This is a genomic window from Pirellulales bacterium (assembly GCA_019694435.1).
Classification (GTDB): Bacteria; Planctomycetota; Planctomycetia; order Pirellulales; family JAEUIK01; genus JAIBBZ01.
The window spans coordinates 139,829-163,843 of the sequence record JAIBBZ010000001.1 but is presented as its reverse complement, the minus strand read 5'-3'; the positions used below and the strand labels follow the sequence as shown (position 1 = coordinate 163,843).

The window sequence follows — 24,015 nt, the reverse complement described above, 5'->3', positions numbered from 1 at the left end:
CCGGCGCAAAGGAACCGTCAAGGGGAGGCGCGAGCAATGGGCGACGGGCAGCGCGGAGTGCGGTTTCGACTGCCGCCGTTTCGAGTGCAGGAGGTGCTGACCAGCCTGGCTGAAACAGTGGATTGGGGTTGGCAGTTGTGTCATGTGCCGGAGGCGTGGCGGCAGTCGCGCGGCGAAACGGTCCGGGTGGCGGTGCTCGATTCGGGCATTGACGAGCGCCACCCGGACCTGGTCGAGGCGATCGACGACGCGCGCGATTTTACGAGCAGCCGGCGCGGGCCGAGCGATGCGAACGGTCATGGCACCCATTGCGCGGGGATCATCGGCGCGCGGCAGAACGACGTGGGCATGATCGGCGTAGCGCCGGCGTGCCGGCTGCTGGTCGCGCGAGTGCTCGACGCGGGCGGCAGCGGGCTGGGGGAATGGATCGCGAACGGGATGGATTGGGCCTGCGACGAGGGGGCCGACATCCTGAGCATGTCGCTCGGCGCGCCGGCTCCGGACGAGCAGATCGGGCAGGCGATCGAACGGGCCACGGCGAAGGGCAAGTTCGTGATCTGCGCGGCGGGTAACAGTGGGCGGGCCGACGACGTGAACTATCCCGCGCGGTGGAAGGGGCGTCCGCACGCCGACCGCGACAGCATCGCGGTGGGCGCGGTCGACGCGCAGGGGCGCGTGACTCGATTCTCAAGCCGCGGACCGGAAGTCGACATCGCGGCGCCGGGAGAAAACGTGCTGAGCACGTACTTGCGCGGCGGCTATGCGCGGCTGAGCGGCACGAGCATGGCCACGCCCTTTGTGGCGGGCGTCGTGGCGCTGGTGCTGGCGCGGCAGCGCGCCGCGGGGCAGACGGCGGCTCCGATGCGCACCTTGACCGATTTGCGCGAGCAATTGCGGCACACGGCGCGCGACGCGGGCGAGACGGGCAAAGACGACGCCTATGGATATGGGTTGATCGACCCGGGGACGATGCTCGCCGAGCCGTCCGCGCCACCGGAGCCACAGCCGGTGTTTGCCTGGGGCGGATTCAAGCTGTATGTGCCGGCACGGGCGGGTGACTTGTTCAGTGTGGGTTGAGCGATGCGACGGGGGCGAGGCATGGCAAGCGGTGTGGCGGCACTGGTCTGGGCGGCGCTGGTCGGATGGAACCCGGCCGATGAGCTACGCGCGGCGACGGCCGACCTGACGGCGCAGCCCGCGGCACTGCGAGCAACGACGCGGTATGCCTCGCTGGCGCATCTCGACGAGGCCGAACTGGCCGAGGCGGAGACGGCGCTGGCGCTGGTGCTCAACGCTACGAGCCGGGCGAGCGCGGTGCGGCGACCGCAGCGCGTGCACGGTACGCGGCTGTGGCGGTGGCGGCTGGATGAATACGCGCCGCGGGCGGAAGACTTGCAGGCCTGGGGGACGGCTTACGAGCAGTTGGCCAGCGAAGAGCCGTATTGGCACGTGCGGACGCGCGTGATCGATCCGGCAGGGGGCCAGCCACGCGAGGTGTTCACCGACGGCGGCTGGGTGGGACTGGCCGAGGCGGCGCGGCTGCGGGCGATGAGCGGTTCGGCGGGGGCCTTGATGCGCGGCGATTGGCTGATCGCGAAGCTGAGCGCGCCGCCGCATTACTACGCGTTTGCAGGCGTACCGGAGACGCGGACCGAGTTCTTGCGGCGGCTGGGGATCGATGCGGTGGAGATCGACCGGCTGGGCGGCGACGAGGGCGCGAACCTGCTGCGCTCGAACGTCACGCGGCAAGTGCGGCGGATCGTGCGGCGTCAGGGGCCGTTGGGCGGGGCCTGGGAAACCTTCGACGTGGCGGAATCGACCGCCGAATCGGACCCGTTTCGCAACCTGTTCGCGTTCGCGTACGACGCTGGCGAGCACATTGCGGCAAAGGCCAACGGGCTGCACGTCTATGCCTTGTTCGACGCGGCGGGCAAACGGCAGAACGACGTACCGGCGGCCATCGCGCGGGACACGAGCGATCCGCACGGCGACGGGCTGGTGACGCCGATGATCTCGTGCGTGCGCTGCCATGTCGAAGGGGGGCTGCGGCCGTTCGTCAACGATCAGCGGCTGCTGCTCGAGGCGGGCTTGGACGTGCTGGCCGACTCGGCCGCGCGCGCCGAGCGGTTGGCGCAGTTTTATGCCGGCGCGCGGCTGGCCAAGGCGCTGCCGCGCGATCGCGAGGACTATGCGGCGGCCGTGCAGGCGGCGACGGGTGTCGAGGCGCGTGCCGCGGCCGAGGCGCTGGCCGCGACGTACCGGCGGCAGGTTTACGAGCTGGTAACGCCGCACCGCGCGTCGCGCGAGCTGGGGTTGAGCGCAGGTGTCGAGACCGCCGCCGAGCGCGCAGGAGACGCGCTGGCGGTGCTGCGCGGCAGCGCCGATCCGGTGTTGCTGGCGCTGGCGGCGGGGATGAGCGTGCAGCGCGCGGCCTGGGAGGCGAGTTTTGCCGAGGCGGCGCTGCGCGCGGCGGGGCGATGGTCGGCGGAGACGCCGTGAGGTCGCGAGGAACAAACCGAAAGGGGTACGTGATGCAACGCATGACAACGATGTTGGTCTTGCTGGCGATGCCGGCGGGCGCGTGGGCAGGGGATTGCGGAGCCGGATTGCGGCATGCCCAGGTGGCGGTCGCGTCGAGTGGGCTGGTGGTCGTACCGTTCGCCGTTCCGGTCGCGGTGCCGGTGGCGACGATTCAGGCGCCCGCGGTGTTGTATTCGTGGCGCGGCGCCGCGAGCACGAGCGTAATGAGCGATGCGGCAGGCGAGTCGGCTGCCGTGCAAGAAGCGTTGGGCGGCGAGGGCCTGGTGCGGCAGCGCTGTGCGCGCTGTCACGAGGGAGAGGCAGCCAAGGGCGACCTGGTGCTGACCGATCTGGGAGCGCTGAGCGCGGAGCAGCGCTTGGAGGCGGTACGGCGGGTGGTGAGCGATGATCCGCAGGTGCGGATGCCGCGGGGCATGTTGCTGTCGCCCAGCGAGATCGGACGGATGGTGCAGGAGTTGAGCGAGCGATCGCGTTGATCGCCGCGCGGGATGTGCACGACAGGGAGAGCAGAACCATGTGGAGAATTGTGCTCGGCGGGTTGGCAATCGGCGCGGGGGCGGTGACGCCGGCAAGCGGTTGCGCGTGCGACGTGGTTGTATCGAGCCAAGTCGTGACGGCGGCGCCGCTGGCGACCTTGGCGGTGCCCGCGGTGGGTTTGACGACGGTGCCCGTCGCGGTTTCGGCGGTGGCGTCGCCGGTATGCGTGGAGGGATCGGCGTGCGCCGCGGCAGCGTTTCCGGTGGCCACGGTCGTGCAGGCGAGCGCCGCGCCAGTCGTGGTGCAAAGCGCGTGTGCAGCGCGCCGCTTGGGTCTGTTCGGCGGCCGGGCGCGGAGCCGCTCCGTCGTGCGGGTGCGCTCGGTAGTGCGATAGGGCGGTGGCGGGGCGCCGCGGCGCAGTCGGCCGATGCGCACGATGCAGGGGGGCGTCTTGCGCATCCTCGAGAGGGGCCGCCGCCGCGGCGCCATTTTTTCCAGGGTTCACACCTCGCGTTGGAAGGAGCGGCGATGCTCATTCGGGATCGAGTTCGCGAACTGCGGCGGGTGCCGGCTTCGCAGTTGCGCCCCAATCCGCGGAATTGGCGGACCCACCCGGCGCGGCAGCGCGACGCGCTGCGCGGGGTGCTGGCCGAGATCGGCTATGCCGACGCGCTGCTCGCGCGAGAGCTGCCCGACGGCTCGCTGGAATTGATCGACGGGCATCTACGCGCCGAATCGACGCCTGACGCGCTGGTGCCTGTGCTGGTCGTCGACGTGGACGAGCACGAGGCGGGCAAGTTGCTGGCGGTGCTCGATCCGCTGGCCGGCATGGCCGAAACCGACGGGGAGCGGTTGCGGGAATTGCTGGCCGACTTCGACACGCAGCACGAGGCTTTGGAATCGCTCGTGCGCGAGCTGGCGCAACGCGCCAAGCCGCTGGATTTGTCGGCGAACGGCGATCCGGAGCCGCCGGCCGAGGCGCGGCTGCCGGCGACATCGCATCAGCTCGTGGTCGAGTGTCGCGACGAGGCCGATCAGGAGTCGCTGTATGAGCGGCTGAACGAGGAGGGCTATCGGTGCCGCGTCTTGACGTTGTAGTCGATTGCCCCGTGCACGATTCGTTTCGCGTGCAGCAGGTGGCAGGGATGTTTGACATCCCGCTTGCTGAGCGGGCGGCGAGCCGGTTTACGGTCGAGGTGCCGGAGCTGGGCGACGCCTGGCAGATCGGGCTAGTCGTGGGGCCGTCGGGCAGCGGCAAGTCGACGATCGTGCGGCAGTGGTTTGGCGAGGCGGTGGCCGAGCCGCAGGCGTGGGCCGCGGACCGCGCGATCGTCGACGGCTTTGGCGCGGCGTCGATGCGGTCGGTGACGGGACTGTTGACGGCGGTGGGCTTCGGTTCGCCGCCGGGATGGATCAAGCCATATTGGGCGCTGAGCAACGGCGAACGATTTCGATGTGATTTGGCGCGAGCGATTGCCGAGGCTACGGGGATTGACGCGACTGGGCCTAACGCAAAGGGGCCCGACGCGATCGGCGCGGCGCGGCCGCGCACGGTGGTGTTCGACGAGTTTACAAGCGTGGTCGACCGAACGGCGGCGCGGACGGCCGCGGCTGCCTTGTCGAAGGCGATCCGCGGGGGCCAGGTGCATTGCCGGTTCGTGGCGGTGACCTGTCACTACGACGTGGCGGAATGGCTGGCGCCCGACTGGACGCTGGACATGGCCACGCGGCAGTTTTCGCGAGGGTGTCTTCGGCGACCCGCAATTGAGCTGGAGCTGTTTCGTTGCGAGCGTGCGGCGTGGGGCGCCTTTGCGCCGCATCACTATTTGAGCGGCGCGTTGAGCCCGGCGGCGCGGTGCTTCCTGGCGGCCTGGGGCGACGCGCCGGTGGCATTTTGCGCGACGGTGTCGTTGGTAGGACTGCGCCGCCGGTGGCGGATCAGCCGGCTGGTGACCCTGCCCGACTTTCAGGGGCTGGGGATCGGCGCGGCGGTGGCCGAGGCGGTGGCCGCCTGGCACCGGCAACGGGGCGAGCGGTGCAACATCACCACGAGCCACCCGGCGATGATCGCGCATTGCCGGCGCTCGCCGCTGTGGCGCGCGGTGGGTTGGAAGCGGTGCGCCGCGGCGCCGCGGCGTACGTACCGCGACTATCGCGGGGCGGTGGGGCGCGCGGTGGCGTCGTTCGAGTATCGAGCGGCGCGGAACGCGCGCGGCGAGGGCGACTGAAACCCGATGGCCAAGACGGGGCGGAGACCGGTACTGGACGAGGCCAAGCAAAGCGCGATCTGTGCGATCGTGGCGATGGGCTGCAGCCGGCAGACGGCGGCGCAATACGTCGGCTGCGCGGTGGCGACCATCCGCAAGACGGCGCTGCGCGACGCGCGGTTCGCCGACAAGCTGCGCAAGAGCGAGCACGGCTGGGAGCTGAAGCAGTTGACGAACATCCAGGCTGCGGCCGAGCGCTCGTGGCAGGCGGCCGCATGGCTGCTCGAGCGGCGGCTACCGGAAACGTACAGCAAGCGCGATCCCAAGCAAGTCAACGGCCAGCACCTGGCGCGGCTGGTGGCGCGGTTTGCCGAGGTCGTGGCGGGCGAGGTGCGCGAGGCGGGCGATCGGCGGCGGGTCTTGGATCGGCTGAGTGAACTGGCCAGCGATCTGGAGCGGGCGGTCGATGCGCCGCAACGCAGGCGGGAGACCGGGCGATGATTTCGGCGCGAACTGGGCGGCGCGGACTGGTAACGCACCTGGCTCAAGAAACGGGCGTCGGGCTGTGGCGCGCGGCGAGCCTGGCGCGGGTGATCGAGCGCGCGGTGCGCGAGCAGTTGCAACGGCAGCAGCGCCGCGAGACGCCAACCAGCGAGGGATTGCCGGAACTGCTGGCCTGGGCACGGGCCTATCTGCCGCAACATTTTTCGCTGCCGCCGTCGGCGATGCACCGCTGGCTCGCCCGGCAGTTGCCCCTGCGCGGCGAGGAGCGCGGCGTGAAGATCAACTGCATCGGGCCGCGCGGACACGCGAAGTCGACCGTGGCGACGCTGGCGTACGTGTTGCGGGCTGCGGTCGAGGGTTGGGAGCCTTACATCTGGATCGTCAGCGACACGCGGACGCAAGCGGCGACGCACCTGGAGCACATCAAGAGCGAGCTGATGCACAACGCCGCGCTGGGCGAGGACTATCCCGAGGCCACAGGGCGCGGGCCGAGGTGGCGCTGCGATCAACTGGTGCTGCGCAACGGCGTGACGATCGAGGCGTATGGCACGGGGCAGCATTTGCGCGGTCGCCGGCGGCGCGAGGCGCGGCCGACGCTGATCGTGGCCGACGACTTGCAGAGCGAGCGGCACATCGAGTCGGCCCGCGGACGCGAACAATCGCGGCGGTGGTTTTACGGCACGCTGCTCAAGGCGGGGACGCGGCGGACCAATCTCGTACACCTGGCGACGGCCCTGCATCGCGAGGCGCTGGCCATCGAATTGACGCGCACGCCGGGCTGGCGCGTGGGCCAGTTCCCGGCGATCGTCCACTGGCCGGAGCGGATGGATCTGTGGCAAGCGTGGGAGACGCTGTATACGAGCCAGGACGACCCGTTGCGCGAACAGCGCGCCGCGGAGTTCTACCGCGCGCATCGCGTGTCGATGCACCAGGGGGCCGAAGTGCAGTGGCCCGAGCAGGAGGACCTCTACACGCTGATGCGGATGCGCGTCGAGGGTGGACGCGCGACGTTCGAGCGCGAGAAACAAGGCGTACCGCACGATCCGGCGCAATGCGAGTGGCCTGAGGAATATTTCGGGCGGGGCCTGTGGTTCAACGATTGGCCGGCGGCGGGGTTGCGCGTGATGGCCATCGACCCAAGCAAGGGGACCGACGCGCGGCATGGCGATTATTCGGCGATCGTGCGGCTGGCGGTCGACCCGGCGGGGGTGTGCCACGTGGATGCCGATTTGGCGCGGCGGCCGACCTCGCAGCTCGTGGCCGACGGCGTGGCGGCGTTTCTGGAGTTTCAGCCGCAGGCGATGGCGATCGAGGCCAACCAGTACCAGGAGCTGCTGGCGGGCGAGTTCACGGCGGAGTTTCGCCGTCAGGGGCGGACCACCGTGGGCTTGTGGTTGCTGGCGAACCAGGTGAACAAGCGCGTGCGCATTCGCCGGCTGGGGCCGCTGTTGGCCGAGCGGCGGCTGCGATTTCGCGCGGCGAGCGCGGGGGCGCGGCTGCTGGTCGACCAGTTGCGAGATTTTCCCTGCGGCGATCACGACGACGGCCCCGACGCGCTCGAAATGGCGCTGCGGCTGGCGGCCCAATTGCAGGACGAAGCCACGGTCGATGACGGGCTGGGCGAGCGGCTCGTGGCGGGGCCGTGAGGCGGACCTGACGACGAACCTACCGATCCGATTCAACGAGGAGAGAGTCATGCACGCAGAAGATCGAGCCGAGACGGTGATCGAACGATTGGACGAACGCTTGAGCGAAGCCTGGGGCGAATTGTGGGACTCGTTTGTCGATCCACGCGAGGCGTGGGCAGGCGACGACGGCCGATTGTGGCCGAGCGTGGGCCCTGCGACCGACGAGGCAGGGCTCGCGGGCCTGGCGAACGAGCGGCAGTTGGCCGAGGTACGGCGCGAATGCCGGCGGTTGGCCGCGACGAACGAGTTTGCGATCAACGGACACGAGAATCGAATCAGCTACATCGTCGGCACGGGCTACACCTATCGCGCCGCGGCGCGGCCGGGACGCGCGGCCAGCGACGAGCTGGTCCAGGCGACGCAGGGCGTGATCGACGAGTTCCTGGCGCTGAACCAGTGGCATCGCCGGCAGCAGGAGATCGTGCGGCGGATGGACCGCGACGGCGAGGCGTTCTTGCGGTTCTTCGTCGACGACCTGGGGCGGACGCGCGTGCGCTTCGTCGAGCCGGGCCAGGTGGCGGCACCGACCGGGCAGGCCAGCGACGGTGCGGCGAGCTGCGGCATCGAGACCGATCCGTTGGACGTCGAGACGGTGTGGTACTACTGGATCGACGGGGTCCGCGTACCGGCCGACGAGATCCAGCATCGCAAGGCGCATGTCGACGCCAACGTCAAACGCGGGCTGCCGCTGTTCTATCCGGTGCGCAAGAACCTGGCCCGGGCGGAGAAGCTGCTGCGCAACATGAGCGTGGTGGCCGAGGTGCAATCGGCGATCGCCTTGATCCGCAAACATCGCGGGGCGACGCGCGGCGGCGTGCAGGAATTCGCAGCGCAACAGGCCGACGCGACGGCGACTTCGCCGACGACGGGGCGCGTCGCACACTATCGGCGCTACGGGGCGGGCACGATTCTCGACGCGCCGGCGGGCGTGGAATACGAGTTCCCGGCCAGCTCGATCGACGCGGCGAGCTTCGTGACAGTGCTGCAGGCCGAGCTGCGGGCGATCGCTTCGCGGCTGGTGATGCCCGAGTTCATGCTCACCTCGGACGCGTCGAACGCGAACTACGCGTCGACGCTGGTGGCCGAGGGTCCGGCGATGCGGATGTTCGCGCGGCTGCAGGCGCAGCAGATGGCCGACGATCGCGATTGTTTGGCGCGGGTGATCGGGTTCGCCATCGAGGCAGGGCGGCTGCCGGCCGAGTCGCGGGTCCTGGTCGACGTGCAGATTGAGGCACCTTCGCTGGCGGGTCGGAGCCACTTGGACGAGGTGCAGGCGTTCGCGATCGAGCACGAACACGGGATTCTCTCGCCGCAGACATGGAGCCAGAAGCGGGGGCTCGACTACCGTCAAGAGCAAGCGAACTGGGATGCAGCGCGGGCGCAGTCGGCACCGGGAACAGCGAGCGCATCGTTCACAAGGCGCACGGTCTGACGGAAAATGCCCGACGTTGGCTGCGTCGCGCGGCGAGGGCCAGGCCGGCAGAGCCGATCGCCAGGAGCACCCACGAGGCGGGCTCTGGGGTCGGCGTCAAGGAGGCTCCGTAGCCATCGATCGCGAAGGCGTGATCGTCGCCGATGCCGGTAAGGACGGCCGAACGGATGTTCGCCGCGTCGCTCCAAATCGCCACGAAATCGATGTTGCTCGTTTGGCCGTCGAGCAAGCCGGACGAGAGGATCGAGCCGACGATGTTGCCCGTGCCAGCGGGCCCGTCGTAGACGGTCAACGAGCCGGAAAGATGAAGACCGTTTTGCGTGTTGTGGGCGAAGGTGGCGCCGAAGGCCGCCACGGGCGAGCTCAAGTCGACGGTGACGTGGGTGAGGGGGATGCCGACACCGAGACTGCGGCTGAGATAGCCGTCGCCGCCTCCGGGATTGTCGGGGCCGCCCAAGGGGAAGCTGGCAAAGCTGCCGGTCGTCAGGTTCGGCGTGGTCGCGATCGTCGCCGGACCAAGCTGCACGAGGGGAATGAGATTGTGGGCGGGCAAGTCGGCGAAGTTGCGTGCGGAGATCTGGCGGTAATCCGTCACGCCCACGGAAGCCGCGCGCGATGTCTCGGAGGCGCAGATCGTAAAGATCAGGACGGCCACGCCGCAGGCAAGATCAAGTGGCAATTTCACGAGGGAAGCTCCCGATGTTAACAACCAACTATGGAAAGAAAGCGACGATGGGCCGTGCTGAGGCCGCGCTCGGCGAGCAGAGGATGGCCAGGGGCGTGCGGCGGCGAGCGCAAGGGTCGTGCGCCGAAACCACAAGCTGAGAAGTCGCGCCACGCCTAGGCGAGGTCCGTTCGCGAGGTAACGCGCGGCGCGTCCGATGAAGCGTTCAGTAGCGGCCCCTGGCGGCGTTTCTGAGAGTGAAAGTCGCTCGGGTGGCGATGTTAATTCACGCCGGAGGCCGGGTCAAATCCGGGCTGTGATCGTGCGCAGCTGGGGGCTTGGACGCGACGTGGGCTTGCCCCTAGGGACAGAGTAGCGGGTGGGCCGAACGAGACGCGCGGCGAGTTTTCTCTCGCAAGAGGAATCGTTAACGAGCGCGAAAAAAACTGACATCGAAATCAGCCGGCAGGAAGAATAATTTCACACACATGACGCGAACGATGGCGGGTACGGTGAACGGGACAGAGACGAACCGGGCTTGGGTCGCGCGGTGCGAGCGGGCCTGGCAGGAGCTGCTGGGTGAGGCCTTGCAGCGCGGGTTCTTCGGCAGCGTGAGCCTCGAAGTGCAATTGCAGGACGGGACGATCCAGAACCTACGGCGGCGGCTGGAGCGGAGCGAGCGGTAGAGCGGAACCATTCACGGTATCGACGGGGCCCGCCGAACAGCGGGTACTCGAAGAGCCTCGACGAAGGTGCGCGAGCGGGCGCACGGTTCGTCGAGGCTTTTTTCATGGACCTTCAAGCGAAACAAGAGGCAGCGATGACCGAGTGGCTGCAGGAACTGTGCGACTGGCGCGGCGGCGTGTCGCGAATCGACGAAGCGGCCGGCGTGATTCGCGGGGTCAAGGTGCTCGGCACCACATCGCGCAACGGGCGAACGTATCTGCCCGAGGCGCTGAGCGCGGCCGCGGGATTGTACGAAGGCGCGAAGGTGAACGTGAATCACCCGAAGCGGGCCCCGCACGAGCCACGCGACTATCAGGACCGGCTGGGCGTGCTCCGGCACGTTGCCTACCAGCCGCGGCAGGGGCTGTTCGGCGATTTGTATTTCAACCCGCGGCATGCGCTGGCGGAGCAACTGCTGTGGGACGCGCAGCATGCGCCCGAAAACGTCGGGCTGTCGCACAACGTCGAGGCGCGCACGTCGCGGCAGGGCGAGCAGACCGTGGTCGAAGCGATTCTGCGGGTGCAGAGCGTCGACCTGGTGGCCGATCCGGCGACGACGCGCGGGCTGTTCGAGGCGGCCGGCGCGGAGAGCGCCGCGCCGGCGGCCGACAACGCCGAGCCCGACGCAGCGGAGGACCGCGAGACGACGGAGCCTGTAGACGGCTCCGATCTGGCGGCGGCTGACAGTGAAACAACGCGGTTGCGCGAGCGCGTGGCCGAACTCGAGGCCGGTGAAATCGAGCGCCGGCACTACGTGGCGATTGCGCAACTACTCGAGGCGAGCGGGCTCGAGGCTTTCGAGCGCGAATGGCCGGCGGCGCGGCGCGAGGGTCCGCGGTTCGGCGAGCTGCTGGCCGAGGTGCACGATCTGGCGACGGTCAAGGCGCTGATCGAGGAGCGGACTGCTTGGCTGGCGGCGATCGGCCGGGGGGCCGGGCGCGTGCGGAGGCCGACCAGCCGCGATCAGCGCTGGGCCGAGCTGCCGGCCGCGCGGGCGACCAGCACGGCCGAATGGGCGCGGGCGATCGATTCGGGAAGGCGCTAGTGCGCTGTCGCGCACGGGGCGCGAGGCGACGACTCACACGTTCGGGAGATGCGAGGCAATGTCAGACACGATGCGTTGGCGATATGGCGAGACCAGCCCGGTGGTCTTGCCGGTGGATGCGGCCACGGTGATCGAGATTGGCGATCTGGTGACGCTGGAGGTCGACGACGCGCGACCGGCCGGCCTGATCACGATCGGCGGCGGGGGCGCGGCGAACCTGGCCGCGGCGCAGGAGGCGTTTCACGACAAGTTCGCGGGCATCGCCATGCAGCGCTCGCGGGCGGGCGACACGACGCCGATTCGCGTGGCTACGCGCGGCGTGTTCGAGTTCGACCTCGCCAGCACGACGCTGGAAGTGGGCGCGCTGGTGGGCGTGGACGACACGGCGGCCGGCACGGCGCTGGAGAACCAGAAGGTGATCGCCGTGGCGACGCCCAACCTAGCCGTCGGCCGGGTGGCCAAGCGGCTGAACCCGGCGGGCTCGAAGGTGCTGGTCGACATCGTGTCGACCGTGTCGCACGCGGGACCGCTGGCCGCGGCCTGAGGCGGCGTGCCCGACCAGCGCGGGCGGGGAGTGGCCCCAGTCAACGAACTTCAACAGGAGACCGGTGCGGTGAGCATCCAATATCGGGAACTGAAACGACGATACGAACTCGATGGCCCGGCGGCTACGACGCGACACTTGAGCGAAGCGCTGCGCGAGCGGCACTTGCGACCGGAGGACTTCAGTCTGCGCGACCTGGCCGAGGCCCTGGTGCCGGACGGGCATCACTGGGTCCGCGGCCTCGACCCGCGCGCCAGCGGCGGCGTAAGCGTGCTCGAACAGAGCGAAGGGGTCGACGTCACGGCGTTCTTGAACATCACCAGCCAGGTGATCTACGCGAAGATCCTCGAGGCCTACGAGCAGGAAGCCTTCGTGCTGGCGAAGCTCGTGGAGACGATTCCCACGCGGCTCGACGGGGAAAAGATCCCGGGCGTGGCGCGGGCGGCCGACGGCGCGTTCGACGTGCACCCGGGCATGCCGTACCCGAGCGTGGGGTATGGCGAGGACTATATCGAGACGCCATCGACGACGAAGCGCGGTTTCATCGTGCCGGTGACGCGCGAGGCGGTGTTCTTCGATCGCACGCACCTGGTGCTCGCGCGGGCGGCCGAGGTGGGTGAGATCCTGGGCCTGAACAAGGAAAAGCGGCTGCTCGATTTGTTGCTCGGCGTGACCAACAACTACAAGTGGCGCGGCACGAGCTACAGCACCTATTACGACGGCAGCTCCGGCACGCATCCCTGGAAGAACCTGCTGGCCAACAACGAGCTGGTCGATTGGACCGACGTCGACGCGGCCGAGCAATTGTTTGCCGAGATGCTCGATCCGAACACGGGCGAGCCGGTCCTGGTGCGGGGGACGACGGTGCTGGTGATGCCGGCGTACCGGCACGCGGCGCATCGCGTGTTCAATGCCGCCGAGCTGACCTACACCGGCAGTGGTGCCGAGACGACGACGACGGTGGCCAACCCACTGGGCAATTATCAGGTGTTCGAAAGCCGGCTGGCCTATCGGCGGGCGATCGCCTCGGGCCTGGCGGCCGACAGCGCGAAGAAGCTGTGGTTTATCGGCGATTTCCGCAAGGCGCTGGCCTACATGGAGAACTGGCCGATCACGGTCACGCAGTCGCCGGTGGGCAGCGAGGCCGACTTCACGCACGACATCGTCGTGCGGTTCAAGGCCAGCGAACGCGGCGCCGCGGCGGTGATCAATCCGCGGTACGTGATCAAGAACACCGGCTGACCAAGCGCGGGCGCGGCGGCCGCCAGCGCCGCCGTGCCCAGGTCCGGGACCCGGAGACATGGAGACAAGGAGACAACGATGACGCGATTGGGCGACGACGTGACGGGGACCTTCGTCACGGGCCAGCAGACGGTGGGCACCTCGGCGGTGGCGCTGGTGGCCAGCACGCTGCACGCGACGCGGGGCGTGCAATTGAAAGCGGCGGCGACGAACACCGGAACTGTGTACGTCGGGCGCGACGCGACCGTGACGGCTGCGACGGGCTTCGGCCTCGCGGCCGGTGAAGGCTTGCTAGTCAAAGTGGACGACGCGGCCAAGGTGTACTTGATCGCCTCGGCGGCGGGACAAAAAGTCGAATACCTGGTGGTGTGACATGCGGGGCAGCAGGTTTCTCAGTGCGCAGCGCGAAGCCGGGTCGTTCGGTTCGCAATGGACGAGCCGTCCGGCGACCCCGGTCTTTACGCCGACGCAATTGTCGGGAGTGACCTTGTGGTTGCCCTCGCATCTGACCGACGCGCTCTGGCAGGAAAACCTGGTGGGCACGCCGTTGATGCGGGCCACGACCGACGGGCACACGGTCGGGCAGATCGACGATCAAGGGCCCGATGCGCATCGCGCCACGGCTGGCAACGCGGGCCGCGAGCCGCTGTTGGGCTCGGGCGGCGGGCGCGCGTCGTTTCTGGTCTTCGACGGCGTGAACGACTTCCTGACGGTCGAAAACTCGCGGCAGGCCTTCGCCTACGTGCACACGACGGCGCAGTTCACGTTGCTGGCCTGGGTGAAAGTGGCCAGCGACGGCACGAACCTGGTGCTGCTCGATACGGCGCGCGGCGGCGGCACCGACAAATTCGGGCTCTACCTGGGGCGTAACGCCAGTGGCAACACGCTGACCTTGTTGGTGCTCAAGGGCACGGCCGGTACGGCGCTGGTGAACCGGACGACGACGGCCACGCTGCGCGTCACCGACGGTTGGCAGTTGATCGTCGTGCGCTGCAACGGCAGCACCGGTACGATCCAGATCGGCAGCAAGACGCCGGAAGGGTTCAGCGTGTCGGGCAGCCCGGCCGCGGCGGGCACGCCGGCGACCGATGATCTGCACATCGGCAGCGTGAGCAATACCGTCGGCAATTACTGGCACGGCAACCTCGGCGAACTGGTGCTGTGCAATCAGTCGCTCAGCGACGTGCAGGTGGCCCTGTATGCGTCGGCCTCACCGGGGCGCTCCGGCGGCGCGACGGCGAAGGTGCTCGCCGGCGGCGAGGCGCTCGCGCCGCAGCAGCTTTCGCACTGCCACACGCATTACGACTTCAGCGTCGCGGCGGCGCTGTTTCAGCAGCTCGAAAGAACCGGGGCGGTGGCGAACGACGGCGATCCGGTCGGCGCGGTCGAGCATCGGGGCGGGGCGGCGCTGGCGCGCGACGCAACGGCCGGAGCGAACAACGGGACGCGCCCCGCCTTTCGACCCAACACGAAGAATGGCCTGGCCGCCGTGCAATTCGACGGCGCGGACGACCAGTTGAATTTTTTCTCGTGGTGCAAGGGCGCCGCACTGACCGTGTTCATCGTGGCCAAGAACAACGACGTCGCGTTCGGGTCGCATTACCTGACCGGTACGCAGTACGTCGTGCAGACGGGCAGCGGATATCTAGGCGGCAACAACGAACGGTTTGTCGTGCATCCCGAGGCCGGCTCCGGGCTGCCGTTTCTGGGAGCCGAAGACGGGGTGGGCGCGCCCGTCGCGGGCGAGGCCTGGCACATTTACGAATTCACGCGCGACGCCGACGTGTGGGAATCCAGCGTCGATGGACGTGCAGGCACGACGGTCACCAACACACACATCTTCTCGATGGACGGCATGGGACCGTTGAGCAACCCGGGTTTCTGGCTCGACGGCTACCTGGGCGAGGTCGTCAAGTACAACGTGGCCCACCCCGAGGCGAATCGCGCCAAGCTGCGGGCGCATCTGGCGGCGAAGTGGGGCATCGCGCTGGCAACAGGGTAGGCGCCACGCGCGACGCGCTGGCGCAGCTCAACGAGAAGCAAGAGAAGGGAACAACATGCCACCGACCGATCCGGAACAACTTGCAGCGATCCGCAGCCAGACGCTGGCCGTGATCGCGGCGATTACAGCAATGCCGAAGCCCAGCTACAAGATTGATGGACAGGCCGTGATGTGGGCCGCGTACCTGGACCAATTGCGGCGGACGGTCGAGTGGTGCGACGAAAAGCTGGCCGGAGCCGAGCCGTTCGAGATCGAGACACGAGGAGAGAGCGCGTGAGCTTCGATCCGGGGGAAGATCAGGCGACGTTCGACGGCCTGGTGACCGTGGAACTGTGGCCGCGCGACGCGAGCGAGCCGGTGACGGTGGCGGGCGCGCTGCGGGGGCCGATTGCCCGTCAAGAATCGGCGCCGACCGCCGGCCAGGTGCTCCAGGCAGACGTGGTCTGGCACCTGCCGGTCGCGCTGGTGGCCGAGCGACCGCCCTTGGGCAGCCTGATCGTCGAGGACAGCGGCGCCACGTGGACGGTGCTGGCCGTCGAGCTGCAAACGTTGAGCACGCGGTGGCGTTGCTCGACGCGGGCCCTGTCGATCGAGGGCGAAGAAATCGAAATCGACTTGCAACGGCCCGAGTGGGCGGCGGACGCCTGTGGCGCGCCGGTGGCGACTTATACGACGTATGCCACGGCGGTGACCGCCCGGGTCACAGTGATCGACCAACGCGCCGCGAGCGATCAGAACGAACGCGCCGGCCTGCGCACCATTCGCGTGCACCTGGGCGCGCGGTTGCCGGTCGAGGTGGATGACCGGGTGCTGTATGCGGGCCACACGCTGCGCGTGCTGCAGGTCGCCGGCCTCGAGCGCCTCGATCGTCTGCCCGAGCTCGAAGTGGAGGAAGTCCGGTGATCGTGGCGAGCGTGATCCAGGCCCAGTGGGCGGTGACGGCCGAGCTAACGTCGCTGGTGCCGGCCGAGCGGGTGTTTACGGCCCAAGCGGCCGGCATACCGGCGCTACCGTACGTCGTGCTGCGACCGTCCGGTGCGCAACCGCCGGCGACGACGACCAATCATCGCATCGATACGACGCAGTGGGAGCTGATCGCGTGGGGCGACCGCTACGACGCGTGCGCAGCGGTGCTGGCGGCGAGCCAGGCGGCCTTCGACGGCGTGGAACTCGCGACGGGCGACGCCAGCGTGCGGTTTCTGCTGACCGAGGCTTGGATCGAACCGGCCGATCATGCGCGCTGGCGTGGCGTGACACGCTGGCGAGTCCGGCTGCAGGTGCCCGCGGCGACGTGAACCAGACGAACGCAAGGAACCAACCATGAGCAACTCGCTGACGGCCGAGCTGCGGGCCAGTATCGATTGGGCGCTGCAAGACATGCAGTCGCTGTCGACGGTGATCGACGCGGCGCGGCTGGAGTTTGCGATGACGATGGCCCACGGCACCGGTGCCGGCCAGGTGGAGAAGCTCTGGCACGACGAGCGCACGATTGCCGCCGGGGCGCACGATGACCTGGTGCTGAGCAACCTGGCAACCACGATGTTCGGCGCGGCGGCGGCGCAGGTCTTGGCGGCGGTCAAGGCGCTGCTGCTGGTCAATTTGGCAACGGCGGCGGGCGACGATTTGCTGGTAGGCGGCGCCGCGAGCGATCCGTTCACGGCACCGTGGAACGGCAGTTCCACGGCGCAGGTCGTGCTGCCCGCCGGGGCGCCGTTGTTGATGGCTCATCCGTCGACGGGGTGGGCGGTCGCCGCCGGCGCGGCCGACGTGTTGCGCATTGCCAACGCGACGGCCGGGCCGATCGCGTATCGCGTGGTGGTGCTGGGTGTGTAGTCCCGTCGCGCGGTGGCGTCGGGCTGGCTTGCGGGTGCGTGATTCCAGGGAGGTGGGCAGCCATGGCTTTGCTCTCGGGCCGAGACGGCAAGGTGCTGGTGGGCGGCGCGACCGTGGCCGATGTCAGCGGCTGGCACTTCATGACGCGCGCCGAAGGCAAGACGTATGCCAGCAGCGCCACGGCGGGCTTTCGCCGGCGCACGAGCGGGGCCCGCCACGGCCAGGGCAAGCTGCAAGGCAAGCTCGACCGCGGCGCCGCGATTCATGAGGCGTTTGCCGAAGGAGACACCGTCGTGCTGCGGCTGCATCTTTCGCCCACACACTACTACCAGGTGCCGGCGGTGATCGACGCCCTGCGGCTGGTGGTCGACGTCGAGCGCGACGAGGTGACCGGCTGGGAGGCCGAATTCACCAGCGACGGTGCGTGGACCGAGCCGAATTGGACCTGACGCAAAACCCCGGGAAACGAGAAAGGTTGCACGATGCCGGTTGCCGTCGAAGAGCTCGAAGGTTCGCCCACCATGCGGCAGACGCTCGATGGTTTTACGGCCACGCGCGTGTTGCGGATTGCATGGAACGACTGGCCTGCGTTGGTCGCGGAGTTGTGGGGCAGCTACCGGCTGGTCGGAGCGACGTTCGTGTACACGCCGCCGGCGCCGTTTCCGGGCGTTTCAGGGGCCGTCGCGACCGACGTGCGGATCGAGCCGTTCGACCCGGGCCATCCGGTCGGCCCAGCCGTGTTGACTTCGACCACGGGCCTGAACTCGTATCCGTCGGGTGCGCGGGTGACGGTGACTTACGAGCCGCTGTGGTCGCTGACCGGCGGGCGCAACGACCTGCCGAACGTGCCGAGCGGAACGATCTTGTTGTTTCAGGCGGACCTGTCGAGCGAATTGGAGCGTGCCGAAGCGCGGCATTTTCGCTGGGACGTCGCCGGCTCGCCCATGGTCGACGACGACACGGCACTGCCGATCCTGGTACCGACCGATGAATTGCGGCTGAGCTGGCAGCGCGTGCCGTCGCCGCCCTGGTCGGCGATTGTCGACCTGCGCGGCAAGCTCAACGCGTCGACCTTTGTCGGCTACCCGGCCGAGACCTTGATATTTCTCGGCGCCCGCGTGCGGCGCGATTTTCAGTTCATCGATACGGGCTTGTGGCGCCTCGATTATTTCTTCAAGGCCCGGACCGTGACGTCGACGGCCAACGGGACAACCAAGCTCGGTTGGAACCATCGTTGGCGCGGCGCCGCATTCGGGGGCGAGCATTGGCTGCGGGTGGTCGACGACGGCAATCGGCGCTTGTACGCGACGGGAGATTTCGACGGCCTGTTTGCCTTCGGCTGAAGCGGACCACGCGACTTCGAGCGAGGTGGAGCGGATGAGCATCGACACGAGCACACCGTTGTCGCGTGATTGGGCCGCCGCGGTGACCCGCGAACTGGCCTGGCTGCGCAAGATCGTCGGCGGCGCAAACACGGTCGCCGGACACGATGCGGCCGGGCTGCGGCTGGCGCCGGTGGCCGTCGAAACGTTGGCGCTGTTCGAATTGACCGCGTCGCTGGCGGCCGGCAGTCAGGCGACGGCCCGGCGGCTCGTCTTTCAAGGCACGAGTTGGACCGCGGCGTCGGGCCCGACGACCGAGGTTTACGACTCGCTGGGCGACAAGAGCGGCGGCCTGGGCGATCGCTGCTGGTGCTATTTCAGCCCGCGCTCGGGGCGATGGGAAGTCGTGCAACTGGAATGCGGCTGAGTCGAAGCCGCGGTGGAGGAGGAAGGTGGCCGGGGGATATCCCTGTTGTTGTCAGACGGCGGGCAGCACTTCGAGCATGCCCGGCTCGGTCGGTTCGAGCAGGCCCTCGGTGCTGTGCAATCTGTGCGTGGACCGCCGCGCGCCGACGCATTTGCAGTTGGTCCTCGAGGGCGTCGAGCAAGGTGATCATTTTCTCGGTTGCCGCAACGAGGAGGCCTGGAACCAGACCTGGGTGTTGTCCGTGCGCGGAACGTCATGCTCCTGGTCGTACATCATCAGTCTCAACGACCAGCTGCCTTGCAATCCGCTGGCGATCCTCCTCGAGCTGAGAAACGAAGGTGGTTTCTATCTCTTCAGGCTGTCGATGTCGGCGGTCAGCGCCTCGTTCGATCGGCAGGTTCGCGTCGTGGAGCAATTGCTCCCTGTCGGGCCGGCCGATCCCCTGCATCCGCCCGATTGCTTCGCGGTGCTCGACGGCCTGGTGTTCGACGATTTCACGGTCGGGGTCACCTGGCTGTCGCCAATCTTCTTCGATTTTCGATCTGCGCGGGCCACGGTGACGGTGATTTGACGATGGATGTCTGCCGTATCGAACTTGTCGAGCGGTTGCCCGATGGACGAAACCGCTGGCGCTGTCCCGACTGCGGTCACGGCGGCGTGACGCCGCATCCGGTCGGGCGAATTCATCCGGGCCCTTGCCCGGCAAAGCTCCGGCTCGCCCTGCCGGCGAACTGTGCGCCCTGCGCAGCGCGACGGCAATGGTTGAATCGCCTGCTGCCAGGTACGGGCGACGCGGTGGCGCGCCTGGCGCAGCCGGTCGCGCGGTGGCTCGGTTGGCAGCGCCGTCCGCGGCTGTTGCTGCGCTTTGCGCACGGCTTCGGTGACGCCGTGCAATTGACCGTCGTCTTACGGCACTTGCGCCTGTTGCAGCCCGATTGGGACGTCGACGTGCTGGTCAAGCCGGGTTGGGCGTCGCTCTATCGCGGGCTGGTGCGCCACGCGTTCGAAGGAGAGTTGCCGCATGTGCATGCCGACAGCCACGCGGAATTGGCCGGCCGTGGCCTGGCGCTCGACTACGATCTCGACGTGTGGCTGCCGTTTCTCGAGCCCGATCGGTGTTATGCCGATGCTCCCAGCACGAAGGCCGAGCGCTGCCTGCGCGAGACGTTCGGAATTGTGCCGCGATTGGAGCAATGCGGCTATTGGACGCCGTTTGGCCGCGCCGAGCTGGCCCGGGTCGATGCCTACTATCGCGCGCTGCCGGCGCATGCGGGCGTGGTGCTGATCCATTACCAAGGGCGCACCGTGCAACAGGCCAAGAACCTCGACGAGCGGATCGTGGCCGAGGTGTGCCGTCGAGCGCGGGCAGCGGGTTGCATGCCGGTGGTATTGGATTTTGAATCGCCGCAGCGCAGCCGCTTGATCGACGGGCGCGAAGTGTTCGGTCCCGGCTTGGGGCATCCGCTGTGGCCGTCTGCAACCCACGGCGACGCGGCGACCATCGCCGCGCTGGCCCATCGCGCGCGGCTGTGCGTGGGCATCGACAGCGGTCCGGGACACGTGATGGCCGGCGAACAAGTGGGCACTCCGACGTTGATCGCCTGGCGCGCCGGACCGCTGCATCCGCTGCACTATTTTCCACCGGCCGAGCACGTGATTCACGTCGTGCCACGGACGCATGCCAGCGCCTTGCGCGCCGCTGCCGACGCGGGGCGCGAGTTCTTTCGGCGACATTATCGCTACGTCGTGGCCGAACGGCATCTGCGGGTCGCGCTGCCGGAACTGGTCGGCGAGCTGCTCGCGCGCGGTTCGATCGTCGAGCGGCTGGCGCCGCCGACGCTCGAGTACGAGGCCGGTCATTGGATTCGCCCCGACGCGCGGGACGACGACCTGGCGAACGTGGCCGAGATCTGGCGCGACGACGTGTATCGGCTCGACGAGCTGCGCGGACCGATCCGGCGGGTGCTCGACGTCGGCGCGCACATCGGGAGCTTCACGACCCGGCTGCTGGAGCGTTTTCCTGACGCGGAAGTCGTTTGTATCGAACCGCATCCCGAGGCGCAAGCGGCGCTGGCGCGCAACCTCGGCGGGCGCGCCCAGGTGCTCGAGGCCGCCGTGGCGTGCGGGGGCGGTCCGTGGCGGCTGGTCGAACCGGACGAGCGCCGTGCCCCCAGCAACGCGCGCTTGACGAATGGGACCGGCCCGGGGCATCCCGTGCGGCAAGTCTGGTCGCTCGACGCGCTGCTCGACTGGCTCGGCTGGTCCGAAGTCGACCTGGTGAAACTCGACTGTGAAGGGAGCGAAGCCGACGTGCTGTCGAGTCTGGGCGACGGGGGACGCGTGGGGACGATGGTCGGCGAATATCACGGCGGACGGTCGCGATTGGCCGAGCTGGTCGCGCGACGATTCCCCGCGGCGCAACTCACGTGGCTGACCGACAAGCGGCCCGCGCACGACGACGGCACTTTCCGGCTCGAGTGGCGCGGCGGCGGCGCATAACCGATGCGCGGTGCGCAGCTATTCGGCGCCGTCCTCGCCGGGAGGCGGCTCACCAGCGTCGAACTCGCCAGCCGGCGAGAGCAGCACCTTGTTGTAGAGCGTTTCGACCAAGGCGCAGAGGACGTCGGCCTGGTCGGTTTCGAGCACGAGGTCGATCTTCTCGCGGAGCTTGCGCTTCTGGTTGGCCAGTTGAATGGCCTGACGCGCCCCGTCGCGTGTCAGCGGTCCCCCGGTGCCAAATCGGCTATAGAGCTCTTCGAAGTCGGCCGGCGTCCAGCCCACGACCAACTGCGGTTCGGCCGCGATCACGTCGTCGACCGCCTGGTTGGTCCAGCGGTCGAAGTAGCGCCGGGCCAACAGCGCCGGCGTCTGAAACAGCTCGTCGGCGTCGACTTCGAGCCCCGTCGCAAGTCGATGCAATGTGCGGGGATGCGGTTGGCGGCGCCCGGCCAGGATCGATTTGACCGTACGCAAATCGAGCCCGCAGCGCTGGGCCACGTCGAGATTCGTGAGGTTGAGGCGCGCCATCAGCCGGCGGAGATTGGCCGCGACGTTCGGTCGATGCTCGCCGGCAAACATGAGCATGGAGGGAGCCGGGGGGCTCTGGTTCAGGATAATGAACACATGTATAGATAGTGTTCCCGGCGATGTCAACCGTTTGCGGAAAAAATCTCCTGTTCCCCGTTCGATGGCGGTCCGCGCAGCGGCGTCCGCATCAGGCCGGCTTGGGCTTGGGTTTGGCCGCCGTCGCCGCGCTCCAGGGGTTCGTCCAGTCGCCCCACTTGGCCAGATAGTCGCGGTAGGCGGGCACCTCGGCGGCGCGGACTTCGAGCCATTGCTTGGTACCGGCGATCAAGCGGTGCTCTTCTTCGAGCGTCAGTGCGCCGACCAACACCCGGCTGCGCAAAAAGACGAAGTATGTGTCGAGCACGTCGCAGCGGCAGTACTCGTTGATTTCGCGCAGCCGACCGGCGTCGTAGAGGTCTTGGACCATGTGTCCCTGGACGTCCATCTTGCCGGGCTTGCCCAACAAGTTGGCCGCGAGGTTCAGTCCGCCGGTGAAGCGCGTCGAGCCGGAGTTGGTCAGCAATTCTTGCAGGTCGATGTGTGCGTCGACGTTGTAGCGATAGCGCGGCTGCTTGTAGTTGGGCACCGCGGTGGTGAACCAGCCCGGCAGCGCGATGCCGTAGCGAAACGCCGCCAATTCCAACAGCGGCAGGTCGAATCCACGACCGTTGAAGCTGACCAGCGTGGGTTGTTTGTATTTTTCCCAGCCGCGCCAGAAATGCTCCGTGATGACGTGCGGACGGAACTCGGGTTCGTCGAGCGCGACGAGATCGAACAGCGTGTAGTCGGTGGCGATCTTGGCCACGGCCACGGCCGTGGGCACCTGGAAGGTGTATGGCACGAAGTCGCTGTCGTACTTGGCCAGCAACTCGTCGCGATAGCGGCGCGTTGCCGCCTGGGCGGTGCGTTCCTCACCGCCGTAGCGAATCCGGTTGACCAACTCACCGTCGGTCACGCTTTCGCAATCGAACACCAGGAAGCGAACCACCGGTGGCATGGGAGCAGACCTCCGCGTTTGCGGCATGGCGCCCGCGCGCCAGCATTGCCAGCACGGCAATGCGCCTAGCGCCACGAAATCGATTGCGCCAAAGTTACGTAAACCTCCGTGGTTGTGCTAGCCGACATAAACCGACGGACCAACGGCGCCGGTTGCGGCTGACGAAATGCGTCCGCAGGCGGCGGCGATCGCAACGCGCGCAGGGATGGCACGCTACATGGTTTCTGCCGAGCCGCGGCTGTCGATTCTGATTCCCGTGCTAGGCGACTTTGCCGCGATGGAGCAAGGGTTGGTGTCGGTGTTGGAAAACCGGCCCGACCGCTGCGAGATCGTGCTCGCCTTCAACCGGCCTTACGCCGACCCGTACGACCTGCAGGACGAGGCCGTCTTTGTGCAGGCCGCACGTGGGGCGGGGCTCGTCGAGTGTCTCAACGTCGGTCTGCGGCACTGCCGCGCGGCGATCGTGCACGTGCTGGCGTGCGGCGCCGAGGCGACGCCCGAATGGACCGACGCGGCGCTGGCCCATTTCGACAATCCGCGCGTGGGGGCGGTGGCGCCGGTGGTGATCGATGCCGCCGACCGGCAAACGGTCGTGTCGGCAGGGCTGACCTATCGCGCCGGCGGGCGCAGGCTGGAGCGCGGCGCCGGCACCGACCTGCTCGATGCCGCCGAGCTGGCCGGCAACGTCGTCGGTCCAGTGCTGGCGGCGGCTTTCTATCGCCGCGAATTGCTGGTGCCCGACGAGGACGATGCCTTCGAAATCGGCGTGGGTGACGCGCTGGCCGACGTGGACGTCGCGATGCAACTGCGCGGCGCCGGGTTCACGAGCGTCTGCGAACCGCGCTCCCGCGTGTATCTGCCCGGCGCGACGCCGAGCCGGACGCTCGCGTTTGCTGCCGGGCGCCAGGCCGAGCGATTGTTCCTGCGATCCGCGCCCGTGGTGGGCTGGACGCGGGCCCTGCTCGCACATGCGACATGCATCGCGTCCGCCGACGGTTGGTTGAGCGGCCGCCTTTTGCGGGCCACGGCCGCGCTGGCCGGGCGCGCAGCGGCCTGGACCGAGTGGCCGCAAATGCGCCGGCATCACGCCCGACTGCTCGTACGTCGGCAACTGCAGGCCCAGGGCCCTGCGCCGCTGGCAAACCGGCCGCATCTGCGCCTGGATGCTGCACATGGCGCGGCGCCGGCCGGTACGCACACGGCAAATGTCCCGGCCGCGCGGCGCGTTCGTCCGTAGCAGCCTGGGGGAGAATGCTTCCCTCACGTTCTGTGCGTGGGGGGGCCCGGCCCAATCCGCG

Annotated in this window: 28 protein-coding genes; 25 read left to right on the top strand and 3 right to left on the bottom strand. The window is 68.4% G+C overall.

What is annotated here, in order from left to right; all coding sequences use genetic code 11:
• Positions 1-36: 36 nt before the first annotated feature.
• The 9 genes from K1X74_00645 to K1X74_00605 all read left to right on the top strand — a co-directional run bounded on the left by K1X74_00645 (position 37) and on the right by K1X74_00605 (position 8,849).
• Positions 37-1,077 carry a S8 family peptidase gene (locus K1X74_00645; protein ID MBX7164828.1) on the top strand — a complete coding sequence of 347 codons (1,041 nt, stop codon included), beginning with the start codon at positions 37-39 and terminating at the stop codon, positions 1,075-1,077.
• Positions 1,078-1,098: 21 nt separating this feature from the next.
• The gene (locus K1X74_00640) at positions 1,099-2,499 is read left to right on the top strand and encodes a hypothetical protein (protein ID MBX7164827.1); all 1,401 of its coding nucleotides are present in this window, start codon (positions 1,099-1,101) and stop codon (positions 2,497-2,499) included.
• 41 nt (positions 2,500-2,540) lie between these two features.
• Complete coding sequence (locus tag K1X74_00635) at positions 2,541-3,017, top strand: hypothetical protein (GenBank protein MBX7164826.1); 477 nt, start codon at positions 2,541-2,543, stop codon at positions 3,015-3,017.
• Positions 3,018-3,055: 38 nt separating this feature from the next.
• On the top strand, positions 3,056-3,412 hold the full coding sequence (locus tag K1X74_00630) for a hypothetical protein (GenBank protein MBX7164825.1): 357 nt from the start codon (positions 3,056-3,058) through the stop codon (positions 3,410-3,412).
• A gap of 134 nt (positions 3,413-3,546) precedes the next feature.
• Positions 3,547-4,116 carry a hypothetical protein gene (locus tag K1X74_00625; protein MBX7164824.1) on the top strand — a complete coding sequence of 190 codons (570 nt, stop codon included), beginning with the start codon at positions 3,547-3,549 and terminating at the stop codon, positions 4,114-4,116.
• Entirely contained in the window at positions 4,095-5,246 is a 1,152-nt protein-coding gene (locus tag K1X74_00620; GenBank protein MBX7164823.1) for a GNAT family N-acetyltransferase, read from the top strand. Before K1X74_00625 ends, K1X74_00620 begins: the two co-directional genes overlap by 22 nt.
• Positions 5,247-5,252: 6 nt before the next feature.
• Entirely contained in the window at positions 5,253-5,726 is a 474-nt protein-coding gene (locus K1X74_00615; protein ID MBX7164822.1) for a hypothetical protein, read from the top strand.
• A complete protein-coding gene (locus tag K1X74_00610) occupies positions 5,723-7,375 on the top strand; it encodes a hypothetical protein (GenBank protein MBX7164821.1) in 1,653 nt (550 codons plus the stop codon). Before K1X74_00615 ends, K1X74_00610 begins: the two co-directional genes overlap by 4 nt.
• A gap of 49 nt (positions 7,376-7,424) precedes the next feature.
• Positions 7,425-8,849 (top strand): phage portal protein, encoded by a 1,425-nt coding sequence (locus tag K1X74_00605; GenBank protein MBX7164820.1) that lies wholly within the window; start codon positions 7,425-7,427, stop codon positions 8,847-8,849.
• On the opposite strand, the gene K1X74_00600 is transcribed toward K1X74_00605, so the two are convergent.
• Positions 8,830-9,504, bottom strand: coding sequence for a PEP-CTERM sorting domain-containing protein (locus tag K1X74_00600; protein ID MBX7164819.1), 675 nt, complete (start codon positions 9,502-9,504; stop codon positions 8,830-8,832). The genes K1X74_00605 and K1X74_00600 overlap by 20 nt on opposite strands.
• 497 nt (positions 9,505-10,001) lie before the next feature.
• On the opposite strand from K1X74_00600, the gene K1X74_00595 reads away from it, so the two are divergent.
• The 15 genes from K1X74_00595 (at position 10,002) to K1X74_00525 (ending at position 21,153) form a co-directional block, all read left to right on the top strand.
• Positions 10,002-10,199 carry a hypothetical protein gene (locus K1X74_00595; GenBank protein ID MBX7164818.1) on the top strand — a complete coding sequence of 66 codons (198 nt, stop codon included), beginning with the start codon at positions 10,002-10,004 and terminating at the stop codon, positions 10,197-10,199.
• A gap of 104 nt (positions 10,200-10,303) precedes the next feature.
• Positions 10,304-11,284 (top strand): hypothetical protein, encoded by a 981-nt coding sequence (locus K1X74_00590; protein ID MBX7164817.1) that lies wholly within the window; start codon positions 10,304-10,306, stop codon positions 11,282-11,284.
• Between the two features lie 58 nt (positions 11,285-11,342).
• Positions 11,343-11,828, top strand: a complete 486-nt coding sequence (locus tag K1X74_00585) for a hypothetical protein (protein MBX7164816.1) — start codon at positions 11,343-11,345, stop codon at positions 11,826-11,828.
• A gap of 69 nt (positions 11,829-11,897) precedes the next feature.
• Positions 11,898-13,070: a hypothetical protein gene (locus tag K1X74_00580; GenBank protein ID MBX7164815.1), complete on the top strand. Its 1,173-nt coding sequence runs from the start codon at positions 11,898-11,900 to the stop codon at positions 13,068-13,070.
• A 78-nt stretch (positions 13,071-13,148) separates the two neighbouring features.
• Positions 13,149-13,442 carry a hypothetical protein gene (locus K1X74_00575; GenBank protein ID MBX7164814.1) on the top strand — a complete coding sequence of 98 codons (294 nt, stop codon included), beginning with the start codon at positions 13,149-13,151 and terminating at the stop codon, positions 13,440-13,442.
• A 1-nt stretch (position 13,443) separates the two neighbouring features.
• On the top strand, positions 13,444-15,072 hold the full coding sequence (locus K1X74_00570) for a LamG domain-containing protein (protein ID MBX7164813.1): 1,629 nt from the start codon (positions 13,444-13,446) through the stop codon (positions 15,070-15,072).
• 55 nt (positions 15,073-15,127) lie between these two features.
• Complete coding sequence (locus K1X74_00565) at positions 15,128-15,349, top strand: hypothetical protein (protein MBX7164812.1); 222 nt, start codon at positions 15,128-15,130, stop codon at positions 15,347-15,349.
• Positions 15,346-15,975 (top strand): hypothetical protein, encoded by a 630-nt coding sequence (locus tag K1X74_00560; protein MBX7164811.1) that lies wholly within the window; start codon positions 15,346-15,348, stop codon positions 15,973-15,975. The genes K1X74_00565 and K1X74_00560 overlap by 4 nt, the downstream gene beginning before the upstream one ends.
• Positions 15,972-16,367: a DUF3168 domain-containing protein gene (locus tag K1X74_00555; protein MBX7164810.1), complete on the top strand. Its 396-nt coding sequence runs from the start codon at positions 15,972-15,974 to the stop codon at positions 16,365-16,367. The genes K1X74_00560 and K1X74_00555 overlap by 4 nt, the downstream gene beginning before the upstream one ends.
• Before the next feature lie 25 nt (positions 16,368-16,392).
• Complete coding sequence (locus tag K1X74_00550; GenBank protein ID MBX7164809.1) at positions 16,393-16,905, top strand: hypothetical protein; 513 nt, start codon at positions 16,393-16,395, stop codon at positions 16,903-16,905.
• A 62-nt stretch (positions 16,906-16,967) separates the two neighbouring features.
• Positions 16,968-17,354, top strand: coding sequence for a hypothetical protein (locus tag K1X74_00545; protein MBX7164808.1), 387 nt, complete (start codon positions 16,968-16,970; stop codon positions 17,352-17,354).
• A 33-nt stretch (positions 17,355-17,387) separates the two neighbouring features.
• Positions 17,388-18,248 carry a hypothetical protein gene (locus tag K1X74_00540; protein ID MBX7164807.1) on the top strand — a complete coding sequence of 287 codons (861 nt, stop codon included), beginning with the start codon at positions 17,388-17,390 and terminating at the stop codon, positions 18,246-18,248.
• Positions 18,249-18,282: 34 nt separating this feature from the next.
• Positions 18,283-18,654, top strand: coding sequence for a hypothetical protein (locus K1X74_00535; GenBank protein MBX7164806.1), 372 nt, complete (start codon positions 18,283-18,285; stop codon positions 18,652-18,654).
• A gap of 76 nt (positions 18,655-18,730) precedes the next feature.
• Positions 18,731-19,225, top strand: coding sequence for a hypothetical protein (locus K1X74_00530; protein MBX7164805.1), 495 nt, complete (start codon positions 18,731-18,733; stop codon positions 19,223-19,225).
• Positions 19,226-19,227: 2 nt separating this feature from the next.
• Entirely contained in the window at positions 19,228-21,153 is a 1,926-nt protein-coding gene (locus K1X74_00525) for an FkbM family methyltransferase (protein MBX7164804.1), read from the top strand.
• A gap of 18 nt (positions 21,154-21,171) precedes the next feature.
• On the opposite strand, the gene K1X74_00520 is transcribed toward K1X74_00525, so the two are convergent.
• Both K1X74_00520 and K1X74_00515 read right to left on the bottom strand, forming a co-directional pair.
• A complete protein-coding gene (locus tag K1X74_00520) occupies positions 21,172-21,738 on the bottom strand; it encodes a helix-turn-helix domain-containing protein (protein MBX7164803.1) in 567 nt (188 codons plus the stop codon).
• A 130-nt stretch (positions 21,739-21,868) separates the two neighbouring features.
• Positions 21,869-22,717, bottom strand: a complete 849-nt coding sequence (locus K1X74_00515) for a 3'-5' exonuclease (GenBank protein ID MBX7164802.1) — start codon at positions 22,715-22,717, stop codon at positions 21,869-21,871.
• Positions 22,718-22,922: 205 nt separating this feature from the next.
• Between K1X74_00515 and K1X74_00510 the strand changes: the two genes are divergently transcribed.
• Positions 22,923-23,954 (top strand): glycosyltransferase, encoded by a 1,032-nt coding sequence (locus K1X74_00510; GenBank protein ID MBX7164801.1) that lies wholly within the window; start codon positions 22,923-22,925, stop codon positions 23,952-23,954.
• Positions 23,955-24,015: the final 61 nt, after the last annotated feature.